General features: G+C 62.5%; 14 protein-coding genes. 3 read left to right on the top strand and 11 right to left on the bottom strand.

Annotated elements, in window-relative coordinates; translation table 11 throughout:
• Nucleotides 1-4 precede the first annotated feature (4 nt).
• Together tagQ and HX821_RS04650 are read left to right on the top strand one after the other, a co-directional pair.
• Nucleotides 5-928 carry a type VI secretion system-associated lipoprotein TagQ gene (gene tagQ / locus HX821_RS04655; RefSeq protein ID WP_003213311.1) on the top strand — a complete coding sequence of 308 codons (924 nt, stop codon included), beginning with the start codon at nucleotides 5-7 and terminating at the stop codon, nucleotides 926-928.
• A 125-nt stretch (nucleotides 929-1,053) separates the two neighbouring features.
• Nucleotides 1,054-1,434 (top strand): hypothetical protein, encoded by a 381-nt coding sequence (locus HX821_RS04650; protein WP_008439448.1) that lies wholly within the window; start codon nucleotides 1,054-1,056, stop codon nucleotides 1,432-1,434.
• A 135-nt stretch (nucleotides 1,435-1,569) separates the two neighbouring features.
• Here the strand turns inward: HX821_RS04650 and HX821_RS04645 are convergent, their stop codons facing one another.
• The 9 genes from HX821_RS04645 to exbB form a co-directional block, all read right to left on the bottom strand.
• On the bottom strand, nucleotides 1,570-2,970 hold the full coding sequence (locus HX821_RS04645) for an aminoacyl-tRNA deacylase and HDOD domain-containing protein (RefSeq protein ID WP_008439447.1): 1,401 nt from the start codon (nucleotides 2,968-2,970) through the stop codon (nucleotides 1,570-1,572).
• Nucleotides 2,971-3,048: 78 nt separating this feature from the next.
• Complete coding sequence (recG, locus tag HX821_RS04640; protein ID WP_177035343.1) at nucleotides 3,049-5,124, bottom strand: ATP-dependent DNA helicase RecG; 2,076 nt, start codon at nucleotides 5,122-5,124, stop codon at nucleotides 3,049-3,051.
• 8 nt (nucleotides 5,125-5,132) lie between these two features.
• Complete coding sequence (locus HX821_RS04635) at nucleotides 5,133-6,053, bottom strand: hydrogen peroxide-inducible genes activator (protein WP_003213305.1); 921 nt, start codon at nucleotides 6,051-6,053, stop codon at nucleotides 5,133-5,135.
• A 114-nt stretch (nucleotides 6,054-6,167) separates the two neighbouring features.
• Entirely contained in the window at nucleotides 6,168-6,698 is a 531-nt protein-coding gene (locus HX821_RS04630) for an iron transporter (RefSeq protein ID WP_087693714.1), read from the bottom strand.
• A 19-nt stretch (nucleotides 6,699-6,717) separates the two neighbouring features.
• Nucleotides 6,718-7,536 carry an FTR1 family protein gene (locus tag HX821_RS04625; protein WP_008439439.1) on the bottom strand — a complete coding sequence of 273 codons (819 nt, stop codon included), beginning with the start codon at nucleotides 7,534-7,536 and terminating at the stop codon, nucleotides 6,718-6,720.
• Nucleotides 7,537-7,539: 3 nt separating this feature from the next.
• Nucleotides 7,540-7,875, bottom strand: coding sequence for a cupredoxin domain-containing protein (locus HX821_RS04620; RefSeq protein ID WP_003213299.1), 336 nt, complete (start codon nucleotides 7,873-7,875; stop codon nucleotides 7,540-7,542).
• Nucleotides 7,876-8,042: 167 nt separating this feature from the next.
• Entirely contained in the window at nucleotides 8,043-8,792 is a 750-nt protein-coding gene (locus tag HX821_RS04615; protein ID WP_003213297.1) for an energy transducer TonB, read from the bottom strand.
• A complete protein-coding gene (gene exbD / locus HX821_RS04610; RefSeq protein WP_003213296.1) occupies nucleotides 8,789-9,214 on the bottom strand; it encodes a TonB system transport protein ExbD in 426 nt (141 codons plus the stop codon). Before exbD ends, HX821_RS04615 begins: the two co-directional genes overlap by 4 nt.
• Before the next feature lie 6 nt (nucleotides 9,215-9,220).
• Entirely contained in the window at nucleotides 9,221-10,207 is a 987-nt protein-coding gene (exbB, locus tag HX821_RS04605; RefSeq protein WP_177009055.1) for a tonB-system energizer ExbB, read from the bottom strand.
• Nucleotides 10,208-10,395: 188 nt separating this feature from the next.
• On the opposite strand from exbB, the gene HX821_RS04600 reads away from it, so the two are divergent.
• Nucleotides 10,396-11,247 carry an SDR family oxidoreductase gene (locus HX821_RS04600; RefSeq protein ID WP_102604062.1) on the top strand — a complete coding sequence of 284 codons (852 nt, stop codon included), beginning with the start codon at nucleotides 10,396-10,398 and terminating at the stop codon, nucleotides 11,245-11,247.
• Between the two features lie 43 nt (nucleotides 11,248-11,290).
• On the opposite strand, the gene HX821_RS04595 is transcribed toward HX821_RS04600, so the two are convergent.
• Complete coding sequence (locus tag HX821_RS04595; RefSeq protein ID WP_003213290.1) at nucleotides 11,291-12,034, bottom strand: hypothetical protein; 744 nt, start codon at nucleotides 12,032-12,034, stop codon at nucleotides 11,291-11,293.
• Nucleotides 12,035-12,097: 63 nt separating this feature from the next.
• Entirely contained in the window at nucleotides 12,098-12,478 is a 381-nt protein-coding gene (locus tag HX821_RS04590; RefSeq protein ID WP_003213288.1) for a RidA family protein, read from the bottom strand.
• Nucleotides 12,479-12,497 lie beyond the last annotated feature (19 nt).

The raw sequence follows: 12,497 nt of genomic DNA, 5'->3' as shown, positions 1-12,497 counted from the left end.
AACGATGATTTTTTCCCGTAAGGCAGTTTCCAAGCGTCATCTGCTGCTGATTGCCGCAGGCTTCAGCACGGTGCTGACCGGTTGCGCAACGTCGCCGACCAACAAGGTCGCCTCGACCACCAAGGTCGAGTACTACCCGAACTGCTACGAGCCGGTGCAGCACCTGCGTGCTACCGATTCGGACCTGACCAAGTCGGTGGTCACCGGTGCCGCCCTCGGTGCGGCCGGTGGTGCATTGCTGGGCGCCCTGACCGGCGACTCCGACAAGCGCGGCCGCAACGCTGCCATCGGTGCAGCGGGCGGCGCCCTGGCCGGTGGTGCTGCGGGTTACTACACCGAGCGCCAGAAGCAGATCACCGATGACAACCAGCGCATCGCCTCCTACGCCACCGACGTCAACAAGCGCGCTTCGGACATCGACCGCAGCACCGCGTACGCCAAGGCGTCCCAGCAGTGCTACCAGAGCGCGTTCACCAAGCTGGTGGCCGACCGCAAGGCCAAGACCGTCAACGACGTTGAAGGCCGCAAGCGCCTGGCAGAAATCGTCTCGGGCCTGAAAGAGTCCAACGACCTGATCGTCGCGGTGAACGGCAAGGCCAGCGAAGACCTGAACAACTACACCCAGGCGTACGAGCAGGATCTGCAACAAGTGGGCGTACAACGTGCTGACGTGGTCACTGTTGCGACTGCCGATACCACGCCGGTGGTGACGCCAGCCAAAGGCAAGAAGCCGGTAAAAGTCGCGAAAAAGCCGGTACTGCCAACCGTGCCGAAAGAAGCCGTAGCCACCGAGAAAACCATCCAGACCGCCCAGACCAAACAAGCTGAAAGCAAGCAGGTTGCCAGCGCCGGTAAAGCGCAGATCGAAGGTACTTGCCGTGATCCGAACCTGGCGGATTGGGCACCGGTTCCTTGCCCTAACGTCTGAGGAAAGTTGTTGCTATAAGCGTTAAACGCCAGCCGATCTCCTGCTAAAACGGGAGATCGGTAGCGTTATTTGCACAAATCGTTAAACTGCTGCGGCCACCCAATAATTACACTGAGGCCGTGTGCATGAAATTTCGTTTTCTTCTCTGGATGCTTGGCCTGTTGATGGGGAAAGCCAGCCGCACCAACCCTGCGTTCCAGCAGCAGTTGGGTGACAAGGACCTGGCGTTCCAGTTGCAGACCCTCGACGGCAAGGTTGCCCGTCACTTCATCGTCAAAGACCAGCGCATTACCAGCCGCTCGGGTGTTCATCCCGCGCCTGCGTTTGCCATCGCCTTCAAAGACGCCGCCTACGGCTTCGCCACGATGCAGGCGAAGAACAAGCAACTGGCGTTCATGACGGGGATTCAGGACAAGTCGATCCAGATCAAGGGCAACCCGGCGCTGGTGATCTGGTTCCAGGGGTTGACCAAGTATTTGAAGCCGAAGAAAAAGCCCAAAGGCTAGGGGCTTCTTCAGCAATACCGAGTCGCCTGCATTCGCGAGCAAGCCCGCTCCCACATTCGACCGAGTTCCAACTTTGGAATGGGATTGAATGTGGGAGCGGGCTTGCTCGCGAATACGGTGTAACAGGCGCCCGATTTATCCCTGGCTGAACTGCGACGCCAACTCGCGCAACAACGTTTCCGCGTCCAGCACCTTGCTCACCACATCCTCTGCCTTGTCCCGGGTCAGCCCCAGGCGCTCAAGCAGTTCGTCCGGGATGGATTCATCCGGCCCGGAGCCGATGCCGCGGCTGCGCAACAAGCGCACGGCCAGGCACACCAGGTTCGGGTATTCCGCATATTGGCCGTCGTAGGTCGGGTCGTGCTGGAAGCGCAGGGCGGTGGACAGTTCGTCCGGCATGTCCCAGTAGCGCATCAACCACGCACCAATCTGCTCGCGGCTGATGCCCAGCAGATGCTGCTCGATGTAGCTGTGGCACAGGTGCGGGTTGACCTCCAGGTGCCGGCAGATCAGTGAGAAGTGCGGCGGGAAGACGTGGGCCAGCAACAGGTAGCCGAAATTGTGCAGCAGGCCGGCGAGGTACGTCAGGCCGGCTTCCGGGCGCTGGGCGCGGGGCATGGCGCGCGTTAGGCCTTCGATGACGGCGGCGGTGTAGATCGACTGGTGCCAGTACGGCGTGGCCTGTTGCGGGTGGTCCTTGGGCAGGCTCAAGGTCTTGCCCAGGGCCAGGCCGAGTGCGAGGTTGATCACCAGGTCAAAGCCCAGCACGCGCACGATGGCGTCTTCCACCGAGCGGATCTTGCCCGGCGAGGCGTAGTAGGGCGACGCGGCCCAACTCACCACCTGGGCGGCCAGGGCCGGGTCGGTTTCGACCACGCCGGTGATGTCGTCGATGGTGGCGTTGGGGTCGACCCGCAGCTTGATGATCTTTTGCGCGGTATCGGCCAGCGGTGGAATTTCGATGGTCGCTTCCAGGCGTTGCTGGATACGGCGGGCGGTGAACGCCTGCATCGCCTGGGTGATTTCCTCGCGGTCGTCATTGGGGCGATCCAGGTTTGGCCGGATGTTGCTCAGCGGCTCGCCGAAATGCGCGGCGCTGGCCTTGGTCAGCATGCTCTTGAACGCGTCGCTGGAAATCTCCAGCAGCAGCCCGGCTTCGCCCGAGTGCACCAGCACGGTCGGCTCACGCAACAGGCTTTCTTCGTAGAGGCAGGGAGAGCTGGTCAGCGGCGGCAGGCCGGGCAGCAGGCTCAGGCTGTGCTTGCCGAGCATGCGCTCCAGGCGCTCCGGCGACACGGCCGTGAGGCGCCGACCGGTGAGCTCGGCGAGGCGATTAAGGTCCAGCAACTGGTTCTGTGGAAACAGCACCATGAGTGCACCCACGGCATCATCGAGCAGTACGGCTTGAACCTTCTGCGCCGGGTTCAGGCCGGGGCGTTCGGTAACTTCCGTGTAGCTGATGGCGAGCTTTGCAAGCAGCGTCCGAATCACCGAGGGTGCAGTCGGTGGGGCTGTGGCGAGGGCAACTTCTGACATGGCCTGAATCCAATTTCCTACAGTCATTGGAGTATAACCAGCTTGATACAAGTGAGGGTTGTCTAAGTGAGTCAGCCGTCACACTTGGCCGTATTGCTGCCCATGTCTCAGCCAGCGATCCAGCAGCGGGCTGACGTGTTCCGGCCAACGCTCCAGTAACGCCTGGGCCGCGTCGCGCACGGCGGGCAGCAAGTCGGCATCGCGCATCAGGTCGGCGACCTTGAATTGCAGCAGGCCGGTCTGGCGGGTGCCGAGCATCTCGCCGGGGCCGCGCAGTTCGAGGTCTTTTTCGGCGATCACGAAGCCGTCGTTGGTTTCGCGCATGATCCCCAGGCGCTGGCGACCGATCTGCGACAGCGGCGGGTGGTACAGCAGCACACAGTGGCTGGCGGCGCTGCCCCGGCCGACGCGGCCGCGCAATTGGTGCAGTTGCGCCAGGCCCAGGCGCTCGGGGTTCTCGATGATCATCAGGCTGGCGTTGGGGACGTCGACGCCGACTTCGATCACCGTGGTCGCCACCAGCAATTGCAGGTTGCCGGCCTTGAACTCGGCCATTACCGCGGCCTTTTCCACCGGCTTCATGCGACCGTGAATCAGCCCGACCTTGAGTTCACCCAAGGCGCTGGTGAGGTCTTCATAGGTGGTTTCGGCGGCCTGGCAGGTCAGCTCTTCGGATTCTTCGATCAGCGTGCACACCCAATACGCCTGACGGCCTTCGGCGCAGGCGCCGCGTACCCGTTCGATGACTTCGACGCGGCGGGTGTCGGTGACCAGCACGGTGTTGACCGGCGTTCGGCCCGGCGGCAGTTCGTCGAGGATCGAAGTGTCGAGGTCGGCGTAGGCGCTCATGGCCAGGGTGCGCGGGATCGGTGTGGCGGTCATGATCAACTGGTGCGGGCTCATGCGGCCGCCCACGCCTTTCTGGCGCAGGGCCAGGCGCTGCTGCACACCGAAGCGGTGCTGTTCGTCGATGATCACCAGCGCCAGATTCTTGAACTTCACTTCGTCCTGGAACAACGCGTGGGTGCCCACCACCATCGGGGCGCCGGCGGCGATCTGCTCCAGGGCGGCTACGCGGTTCTTGCCCTTGAGCTTGCCGGCCAGCCACGCGACTTCCAGGCCCAGCGGTTCGAGCCAGCGCTTGAAGGTGATGAAGTGCTGCTCGGCGAGAATCTCGGTGGGCGCCATCAGCGCCACCTGATAGCCGGCTTCGAGGGCCTGCAACGCGGCGAGGGCGGCGACCACGGTTTTACCCGCGCCCACGTCGCCCTGGATCAGCCGCAGCATCGGTTCTTTCTGGCTCAGGTCGTAGGCGATTTCATTGCCGACCCGTTGCTGGGCGCCCGTCGGTGCAAACCCCAGGTTGGCCAGGTATTGCGCAGGCAGGCGCTTGGCCTTGGGCATGGCCGGCGCGCGCAGCGAACGCATGCTCTCGCGCAGGCGCTGCTGGGACAGTTGATGGGTCAGCAGTTCTTCGAACGCCAGGCGATGCTGGGCCCAGTGATGACCGAGAGCCAACTCGTCGACGTCGGCGTCGGCGGGTGGGTGATGCAGGTAGCGGATCGCATCATCCAGCGGCGCCAGTTGATAGTCGCGCGCCAGTTCCTGGGGCAGCCAGTCGGGCAGGCTTTTTGGCCCGAGCATCGTCAGAGTCTGCATGCACAGTTGGCGCAAGCGCTGCTGGGTCAGGCCCTCGGTGAGCGGGTAAATTGGCGTGAGGGTGGTGTCTACCGGCGGCGGTTCGTCGCCGGTAATCGCGCGGTATTCCGGGTGATAGATTTCCAGCCCCGAAGCACCGGGCCGGGCTTCGCCGTAGCAGCGCACGCGGGTACCACGCTTGAGGCCTTCCTTCTGGGCGTTGCTGAAGTGGTAGAAGCGCAGGCTCAGGCCGCCGGTGCCGTCTTGCAGGCGCACGACCAAACTGCGGCGCTTGCCCATCACCACGTCGGCGCCGCTGACGGTGCCTTCAACCACGGCGTCCTGCCCAGGGCGCAAGTGGGCGATGGGCACCACGCGGGTGCGGTCCTGGTAACGCAGGGGCAGGTGGAACAGCACGTCCTGGAGATTTTCCAGCCCGACCTTGGCCAACTTCTCGGCCATGGCCTCCCCGACACCCTTGAGTGCCGTCACCGATACCTGCGACAGCTCAGTCATACCGTTACTTAGCTCGCAGCAGGCGGCTTGGCCACCGAACACAGGCGGATCGAGTCGGCGAGGATTTCAATCGCTTTCGGACGCGGGAAGCTCGCACGCCAGGCAATCGCCACGGTGCGGAACGGTACCGGCGGCGTCAGTGGGCGCACGGCGATCACGCCGGGGGCGTAGTGATGGCTGTCGACCGCCGACAGCGGCAGGATAGAGATACCCAGGCCGGAGGCAACCATGTGGCGAATGGTTTCCAGGGAGCTGGATTCCACGGTGGTGTGCTTGGCGCCGTCGTTGCCCTTGGTCAGGGTCGGGCAGGCTTCCAGCACCTGGTCGCGGAAGCAATGGCCTTCGCCCAGCAACAGCAGGCTCTTGTCGTTGAGCAGGCCCGCGTCGATGGTGTCTTTCTGCGTCCATGGGTGGGACGCCGGCATCAGCACGTAGAACGGCTCATCGTAGAGCGGCAGCGTCAGCACATCCGCCTCGTTGAACGGCAGGGCGATGATGATCGCGTCCAGCTCGCCGTTGCGCAGTTTGTCGCGCAGCACGTGGGTGAAGTTTTCTTCGATATACAGCGGCATCTGCGGCGCGACGCGGTGCAGTTGCGGAATCAAGTGCGGGAACAGGTACGGGCCGACGGTGTAGATGGCGCCGACTTTCAGCGGGGCGGTCAGTTGGTTCTTGCCGGCCTGGGCCAGCTCGCGAATGCTTTGGGCCTGTTCCAGAACCTTCTGGGCCTGGGCGACGATGCCTTCGCCGACGGGCGTCAGGCGCACGGCGCTTTTGCTGCGCTCGAAAATCAGCACACCGAGTTCGTCTTCAAGCTTCTTCACACCCACCGACAGCGTCGGCTGGCTGACGTGGCAACGCTCGGCCGCGTGGCCGAAGTGCTGCTCTTGGGCGAGGGTAACGATGTAGCGTAATTCTGTAAGAGTCATAGCGGGCGTCCATGAGGTTGCGGGCCAAGCATACCGGCTGCAATCGATAGACGCACGTTATCAGACAGCGTAGGGGCCGCAACACCGGTTAATCGGGTATCGCCGCCCCGTATTTCACTTTTGCGGGTACTTGAAGGTGAAGGTTTCGGTGAAGGGAGCCCACCATTCAGGCACGCCGGTTTCCTTGTCTACATGGTGGAAGAAGCCCTTGATCTGTGGGCTTTCATAGCGCAACACCACGGTGTAGGTGCCGGGGCCGTCCATTTTCACGTTGTTGGCGTAGTGGGCGCCGTCTTTGGCCACCATCGGCAACAGCGTGCCGATTTCCTTGTAGTCGGGCGAGCCCTCCTTGACCAGTGAGTAGCTGATGGTCAGGTAGGGCACCCACTCACCGTTGGACAGGCCGTATTTGTTGTCGGCGGTGGCGTGCACATCGGTTTCAAGGTGTACCGAGTCCTTGCTCATCACCATGCCTGGCGGCATGGGCGCCATTTCGATGCCCACCAAGTACGAGGAGGCGATCTCCATGTCATTGATCTGCACCGGTCCGCCAATCGGGTATTCGCGGGCTTGGGCGAGGGAGGAAGCGGCCACGGCGCTGACGAGCAGCAGTGCGGCGGCGAAGGGGTTGCGCAGGTGTTTCATGGTGGGGCTCCTGGGGCGGTTAATGTGATTGTGTCGGGCGTGAATGCAGTAAACGGTTACCCAGCACCAGGAGCGAGAGGGTGACGAGCCACGCCACCAATTGAACGCCCAGAGGTCGGTCGGTGTAGCCCACCAGCGCGGTCAATGCGCGGCCGGTGAGGCTGCCATCGGAGACCAGCCAGGAGGTGTCCCAGAGCTGGTAGCCCCAGGCGGGAATCAGGTCGATACCGGCGAGGATCGCGGCGGCCCGGCCAGCCATGCCGGCGGCAAGCAAGGCGATCATCCAGCCGGTAATCGAGAACAGGCGCTTGAGGCTGATGGCGACCAGGCCGCGGTACATCAGCCAGGACAGCGCGGCGCCGGCGACGATGCCGAGCACGCCGCCGGCCAGCATTGACAGTGGGTCTGTCTGGCTGGAGGCGGCGATGCCATAGAGGAACAGCACGATTTCCGAGCCTTCGCGCAGCACGGCCACGGTGATGACCACGGCCAGGGCCCAGAGTGATTTTTCACCCTTGAGTACTGAATTGCCGGCGCTGCGCAGTTGGGTCGCCAGCTCGCGACCATGACTGGCCATCCACAGGTTGTGCCAGCCCAGCATGACCACGGCGACCACCAGGATGGCCGCGTTGAAAATTTCCTGGCCGAAGCCTTGCAGCGCCTGGGTGATTGCGCCGGTAAACAGCGCCAAGATGCCGGCACCGAGCACGCCGGCTGCGATTCCGCCGCCAATGAACAGCCCACGTCTTGCCAGGCCCTGAGTGGCGGCCATCACGATGCCCACCACAATCCCGGCTTCCAGCACTTCTCGAAACACGATCAACAGACAGGCCAGCATGGCTTACTCCTTGGCCGCGACGGCGGTGACCGTGCCTTTGGCCTGGTCGGGGTGGTAGTCATCGAAGAAGGTGTAGGTGCCGGGATGCAGCGGGCCGGCAAACACCGTGATGGTGTTGCCGGGGACAATGATTTTTTCGAATTTCATGTCGTAGCTTTCGAACTCGTCGACGCTTTCATCATGGCTGGTGAGTTGAATGCGAAAGCGCTCACCGGCCGGCACCTCGAACGTCGAGGGGCTGAAGGTGTGGTTCTGAATGACCAGGGTGACCAGCTGATCCGCCTGTGCAGCGACGGGTAAAGCCAGTAGGAGGAGAGCCAGCCGGGCAAGGTTGGGCATGCCGAATGTCCGCTAATGAGAACTATTCGCGGATAATTAGCGTTGTCTTTAATTGTTACAAGTGAAGATCGAGTTAGGTGTCGATTCGTTCAAGCCTGGTTCAGGTTGCGGTGATGCGGGGGGAGGGAGCAACAGCCGTGGGCACCCGAGAGTGCCCACGGTGGGGGTTAGCGGCGACGTTTTTCGATGTTGTAAACGAATGGTGCAACGATCTCGATGCTCCCGCCTTTCAACATGTCGGCCGGTGGCTTGGGCAGCGGCTGGGCACGACGGATCATGTCGAGGGTGGCGCGGTCCAGGTCGGCGTTGCCGGAGCGGCCCACCAGTTCGTAGGACAGCACGTTGCCATCGGCATCCACCACGAAACGCAGGCGGTTCAGGCCTTCCTTGCCACGCGCCTGGGCGCCCGGCGGGTACTTCTTGTACTTCTGCAGGTGGCCCAGCAGGGTACTTTCCCAGGTGGCCTTGGCCGCGATCTGCTGCGGTGAAGGGCCCGGTTGTGGCTGGGCGGATTTTTCCGTAGGCGCGTTGTTCTGCGGAGTTTCGCTCGGCGGCTCTTCGGAAGGTTTTTCCTTGGGCGGATCGGGCTTTTTCTCCACAGGCTTGGGCGGCTGTGGTTTTGGCTTGGGCTTGACCGGCTTTGGCACCTGGATCGTCGGCTTAGGTGCCTCGGCCAGTTTCGGCAATGGCAGCTCTTCGACTGGCGCAGGCGGCTGTGGCGGCGTGATCACCTTCGGCGGGGCCGGAGGTGGCGGCGCCGGCATCGGTGCCAGGTCGATGACCATGGCGGCCGGAGGCAGCTGGACCATATGTGGCGCCGACCACTGGAGCGCGATGATGATCGCGACGGCGTGGACGCCCAGCACGACGGCAAGGCTGGTGCCATAACGCGTCAGTTTGTGGCGCGTCGTGATCATTTCTTGGCTGCCGTCTCAAGTCCGACCAGGCCTACCTTGAGGTAGCCGGCCGCCCGCAGGGCATCCATCACGCTCATCAGGTCGCCGTAGTCCACGCCCTTGTCGGCCTGGAAGAAGATGGTCGTGTCTTTCTTGCCCTGGGTCTTGGCGTCGAGCACCGCGCCCAGGGTGTCGGATTTGACTTCTTCTTCGCCCAGGAACAGACGCTGGTCCGCCTTCACGCTGAGGAATATCGGTTTCTCCGGCCGCGGCGCAGGTTTCGCGCTGGAAGCGGGAAGGTCGACCTTGATATCCACGGTGGCCAACGGTGCTGCCACCATGAAGATGATCAGCAGCACCAGCATCACGTCGATAAACGGCGTGACGTTGATTTCGTGGTTCTCGACGAGCTCGTCGTCGCCTTGATTCAAATGCAGGCCCATGGCCGATTACCCCACTTTCACCATATGCGGTTGCGAGCTGCGCTCGGAAGGCAGGTGATCGAGGTCACGGCTGACCAGCAACAGGACTTCTGCCGAAGCGTCCGACACCTGCGCCTTGTAGCCGGCGATCGAACGGGCGAAGACGTTGTAGATCACCACCGCAGGAATCGCGGCAACCAGGCCCAGTGCGGTTGCCAGCAGGGCTTCGGCGATGCCGGGCGCCACGACGGCGAGGTTGGTGGTCTGGGTTTTGGCGATGCCGATGAAGCTGTTCATGATGCCCCACACGGTACCGAACAGGCCGACGAAGGGCGCGGTGGAACCGATGGTGGCCAGCACGCCGGTGCCGTTGCTCATGTTGCGACCGCAGGCGGCAACCAGGCGCTCAAGACGGAAACTGACGCGTTCCTTGATGCCTTCCTTTTCACGGGTGTTGGCAGACAGGCGCATCTCTTCGAGTGCGTCGTGAACCAGCAGGTGCGCCAGGGTGCCCTTCTTCGCCGCGCTTTCGCTGGCTTCTTTCAGGGTGGTGGCTTTTTTCAGGTGGACGATTTCAGTGCGCAGGCGACGCTTGGCGCCCAGCAGTTCGAAGCCCTTGGCGATCCAGATGGTCCAGGTGATGATCGAAGCGATGGCCAGGCCGATCATCACGATCTTCACGATGATGTCAGCGTTCTGGTACATGCCCCAGGGCGACAGGTCGTGGGCCATGCCCAGGCTGTTGTCTTCTTCCAGCACGACGCCGGAATCGTCAGCCGGAGCACCTTCGGCGGCCAGGGCCGGGTCGGTCGCGGCCGGTGCGGCGGCTGGCGCAGGAGCGTTTTGCTCTGTAGCTGGCGCGCTCGCTGCAGGCGGTGCGGCCGGCGCGGTGTTGTCGGCGAACGCGGCGGTCGGTGCCAGCAGGACGCTGAACAGCACTGCAGCAATCGCACGCCAGGCGCGGGATGGGCTGTGAGGCTTGGTTGGCGAAGCGGGGGATGTATTGCGTGTCATGCTGGCCGGACCTGAGAGAAAAAATGAGTGAGCGTCCTTCCAGACCGTAACGGGTCGAGGACAAATGGGCGGTTATTATTGCAAGTAATTCTTGTTAACAGAAGTAATACAGTTACTTTATTTGTCGTTTTGCTGGCCGCTGGTCATCTGCGGGGGCTAACCTTGACCTTTAAGAACGGAGTTTTGTGATGTCTGCGCCTTCTGTGGTGATTGCCGGTTGCGGCGATGTCGGTAGCCGTCTGGCCACCCAATTGCTGGCCCAGGGCTGGGAGGTTCATGGCCTGCGGCGGGATATTTCGCGCCTTCCCAAGGGCGTTATCGGGATTGCCGGCGACCTGTTCAATGAAGACTGCCCCGATACCTGGCCGGTGGGCGGGGTGGATTACCTGGTGTATTGCGCGGCCGCCACCGATCACGACGAGGCGGGTTATCGTGCGGCATACGTGCAAGGGTTGCGGCATGTGCTGGAGTGGCTGAACGACTACGGCCAGGAGCCCAGGCACCTGCTGTTTGTGTCCAGCAGCAGTGTGTATGGGCAGCAGAACGGTGAGTGGGTCGACGAAAGCTCCGAGACCAAGGCAGGCGGTTATTCCGGCCAAGTCATGCTGGAAGCCGAGCAAGTGGCGTTGAATAGCGGCATTCCCGCGAGCGTGGTGCGCCTCACCGGTATCTATGGCCCGGGCCGGGAATGGCTGCTGAGCCAAGTGCGCCAGGGCTATCGCGTGGCGATTGATCCGCCTTTATATGGCAACCGGATTCACGCGGATGACGCGGCGGGTTTGCTGGCGTTTTTGCTGCAGCACGTGGAGCAGGGCGGTGTGCTGGATAAGTGCTACATCGGCGTCGACGACGCTCCGGCCCCGCTGGCCGAGGTGGTTGCCTGGTTGCGCGAGTACCTTGGCGTGACCGAATGGGCCGAGAACGCCAGCGTGCGACGCGCCGGTAGCAAGCAGTGCAGCAACGCCCGGGCCAAGGCGTTGGGCTGGGTGCCGCGTTATCCGAGTTATCGCGAAGGGTATGCGGCGATCCTGGAGGGTTGATCGCGGCGTGAAGAAAAAGGAGCCTGAGGGCTCCTTTTTTGCGTCACTGTTTTTCCAGCAACCACTGTCGTGGCCCGGGGGTAAACGAGGGTACCTCGTCGGCCTGGGCGGTGTTGATCGCCTGGAAGATCTCCAGTTGCTTGCCCTTGCGCGCAAAGATCCACGGGTTGCCCTGGCCGTTCAACTGTAGCCAGATACTGTCGTAGCCGCCGCTCATGGAGGCGCAATCGCCCGCCAGGCACAGCGAGTACTGATCGGCGCCGGGCAAGCCGGTCACCTGGCCATTGGCCTGGAACTGTACGGTGGCGCCTTCGCCAGTGCCGCTGCTGATTTTCCAGGTGCCGCCCATGTAGGCGGCGTACAGGGTGCGTTCGAAGTTGGCACCCAGTGGCGCGCCTTCGGGGGCTGGATCCTTGGCACGGGCGAACAGTTGCTCGGGCTCGTTATCATTGGCCCCTTGCAGCAGCAGCTTGCCTTTACGCTTGAGTTCAGTGGCGGAGCTGCCGTAGAAATCGACACTCCAGGCGCCGGATTTTTCACCCAGCAATTTGCCTTCAGCTACTTCAAAACCGTTGTAGTAGCGGGCCTGGGACGCTTTGGTGTTCACCTCCCATTCGAGGTTCGGACCATAGCTCTGCAGGGCTTCACGCAAAGGGCCGCCCTTGGCTGCCGCGTCGATGGCGGCCTGGTTGATCCAGGTGCCGCTCACATCCAGGTCGGCGGGATTGCTGGCGCAGCCGCCGAGCAACAGGGCGAGCAACGAAGAGGCAACGAGCGCTTTGCGCATTACGAAATCCTTCCAAGAACCAATTCGGCGCAGCCTTCCCGTGGAAGCGCTGCGCCGGATGTTTTACTCGATGACCAGAATGGCGTCCATCTCAACCTGCGCGCCCTTTGGCAGGGCGGCAACGCCGATGGCGGCGCGGGCTGGGTACGGCTGTTCGAAGTACTTGCCCATGATCTCGTTGACCTTGGCGAAGTGGCTCAGGTCGGTGAGGAAGATGTTCAGTTTGACGATGTCCTTGAACGAACCGCCCGCAGCTTCGGCAACCGACTTCAGGTTTTCGAAGACCTGGATGGTCTGGGCTTCAAAGCCTTCAACCAGCTCCATGGTTTTTGGGTCCAGTGGAATCTGGCCGGACATGTAGACGGTATTGCCCGCCTTGATCGCCTGGGAATAAGTACCGATTGCTGCTGGTGCCTTGTCGCTGGTGATAACAGTCTTGGTCATGAATGACTCCTTGTAATGG

Origin of the sequence: Pseudomonas sp. B6001 (genome assembly GCF_013386015.1) — a bacterium.
GTDB lineage: Bacteria > Pseudomonadota > Gammaproteobacteria > Pseudomonadales > Pseudomonadaceae > Aquipseudomonas.
This window is presented reverse-complemented; position numbering and strand designations above follow the sequence as displayed.

Bases quoted from the DNA above. Each gene is read 5' to 3' on its own strand.
- HX821_RS04635 (WP_003213305.1), bottom strand. From the start codon at position 6,053: ATGACTCTTACAGAATTACGCTACATCGTTACCCTCGCCCAAGAGCAG.
- HX821_RS04650 (WP_008439448.1), top strand. From the start codon at position 1,054: ATGAAATTTCGTTTTCTTCTCTGGATGCTTGGCCTGTTGATGGGGAAA.
- HX821_RS04630 (WP_087693714.1), bottom strand. From the start codon at position 6,698: ATGAAACACCTGCGCAACCCCTTCGCCGCCGCACTGCTGCTCGTCAGC.
- HX821_RS04645 (WP_008439447.1), bottom strand. From the start codon at position 2,970: ATGTCAGAAGTTGCCCTCGCCACAGCCCCACCGACTGCACCCTCGGTG.
- HX821_RS04615 (WP_003213297.1), bottom strand. From the start codon at position 8,792: ATGATCACGACGCGCCACAAACTGACGCGTTATGGCACCAGCCTTGCC.
- HX821_RS04590 (WP_003213288.1), bottom strand. From the start codon at position 12,478: ATGACCAAGACTGTTATCACCAGCGACAAGGCACCAGCAGCAATCGGT.
- tagQ (WP_003213311.1), top strand. From the start codon at position 5: ATGATTTTTTCCCGTAAGGCAGTTTCCAAGCGTCATCTGCTGCTGATT.
- recG (WP_177035343.1), bottom strand. From the start codon at position 5,124: ATGACTGAGCTGTCGCAGGTATCGGTGACGGCACTCAAGGGTGTCGGG.
- HX821_RS04595 (WP_003213290.1), bottom strand. From the start codon at position 12,034: ATGCGCAAAGCGCTCGTTGCCTCTTCGTTGCTCGCCCTGTTGCTCGGC.
- HX821_RS04625 (WP_008439439.1), bottom strand. From the start codon at position 7,536: ATGCTGGCCTGTCTGTTGATCGTGTTTCGAGAAGTGCTGGAAGCCGGG.
- HX821_RS04600 (WP_102604062.1), top strand. From the start codon at position 10,396: ATGTCTGCGCCTTCTGTGGTGATTGCCGGTTGCGGCGATGTCGGTAGC.
- exbD (WP_003213296.1), bottom strand. From the start codon at position 9,214: ATGGGCCTGCATTTGAATCAAGGCGACGACGAGCTCGTCGAGAACCAC.
- exbB (WP_177009055.1), bottom strand. From the start codon at position 10,207: ATGACACGCAATACATCCCCCGCTTCGCCAACCAAGCCTCACAGCCCA.
- HX821_RS04620 (WP_003213299.1), bottom strand. From the start codon at position 7,875: ATGCCCAACCTTGCCCGGCTGGCTCTCCTCCTACTGGCTTTACCCGTC.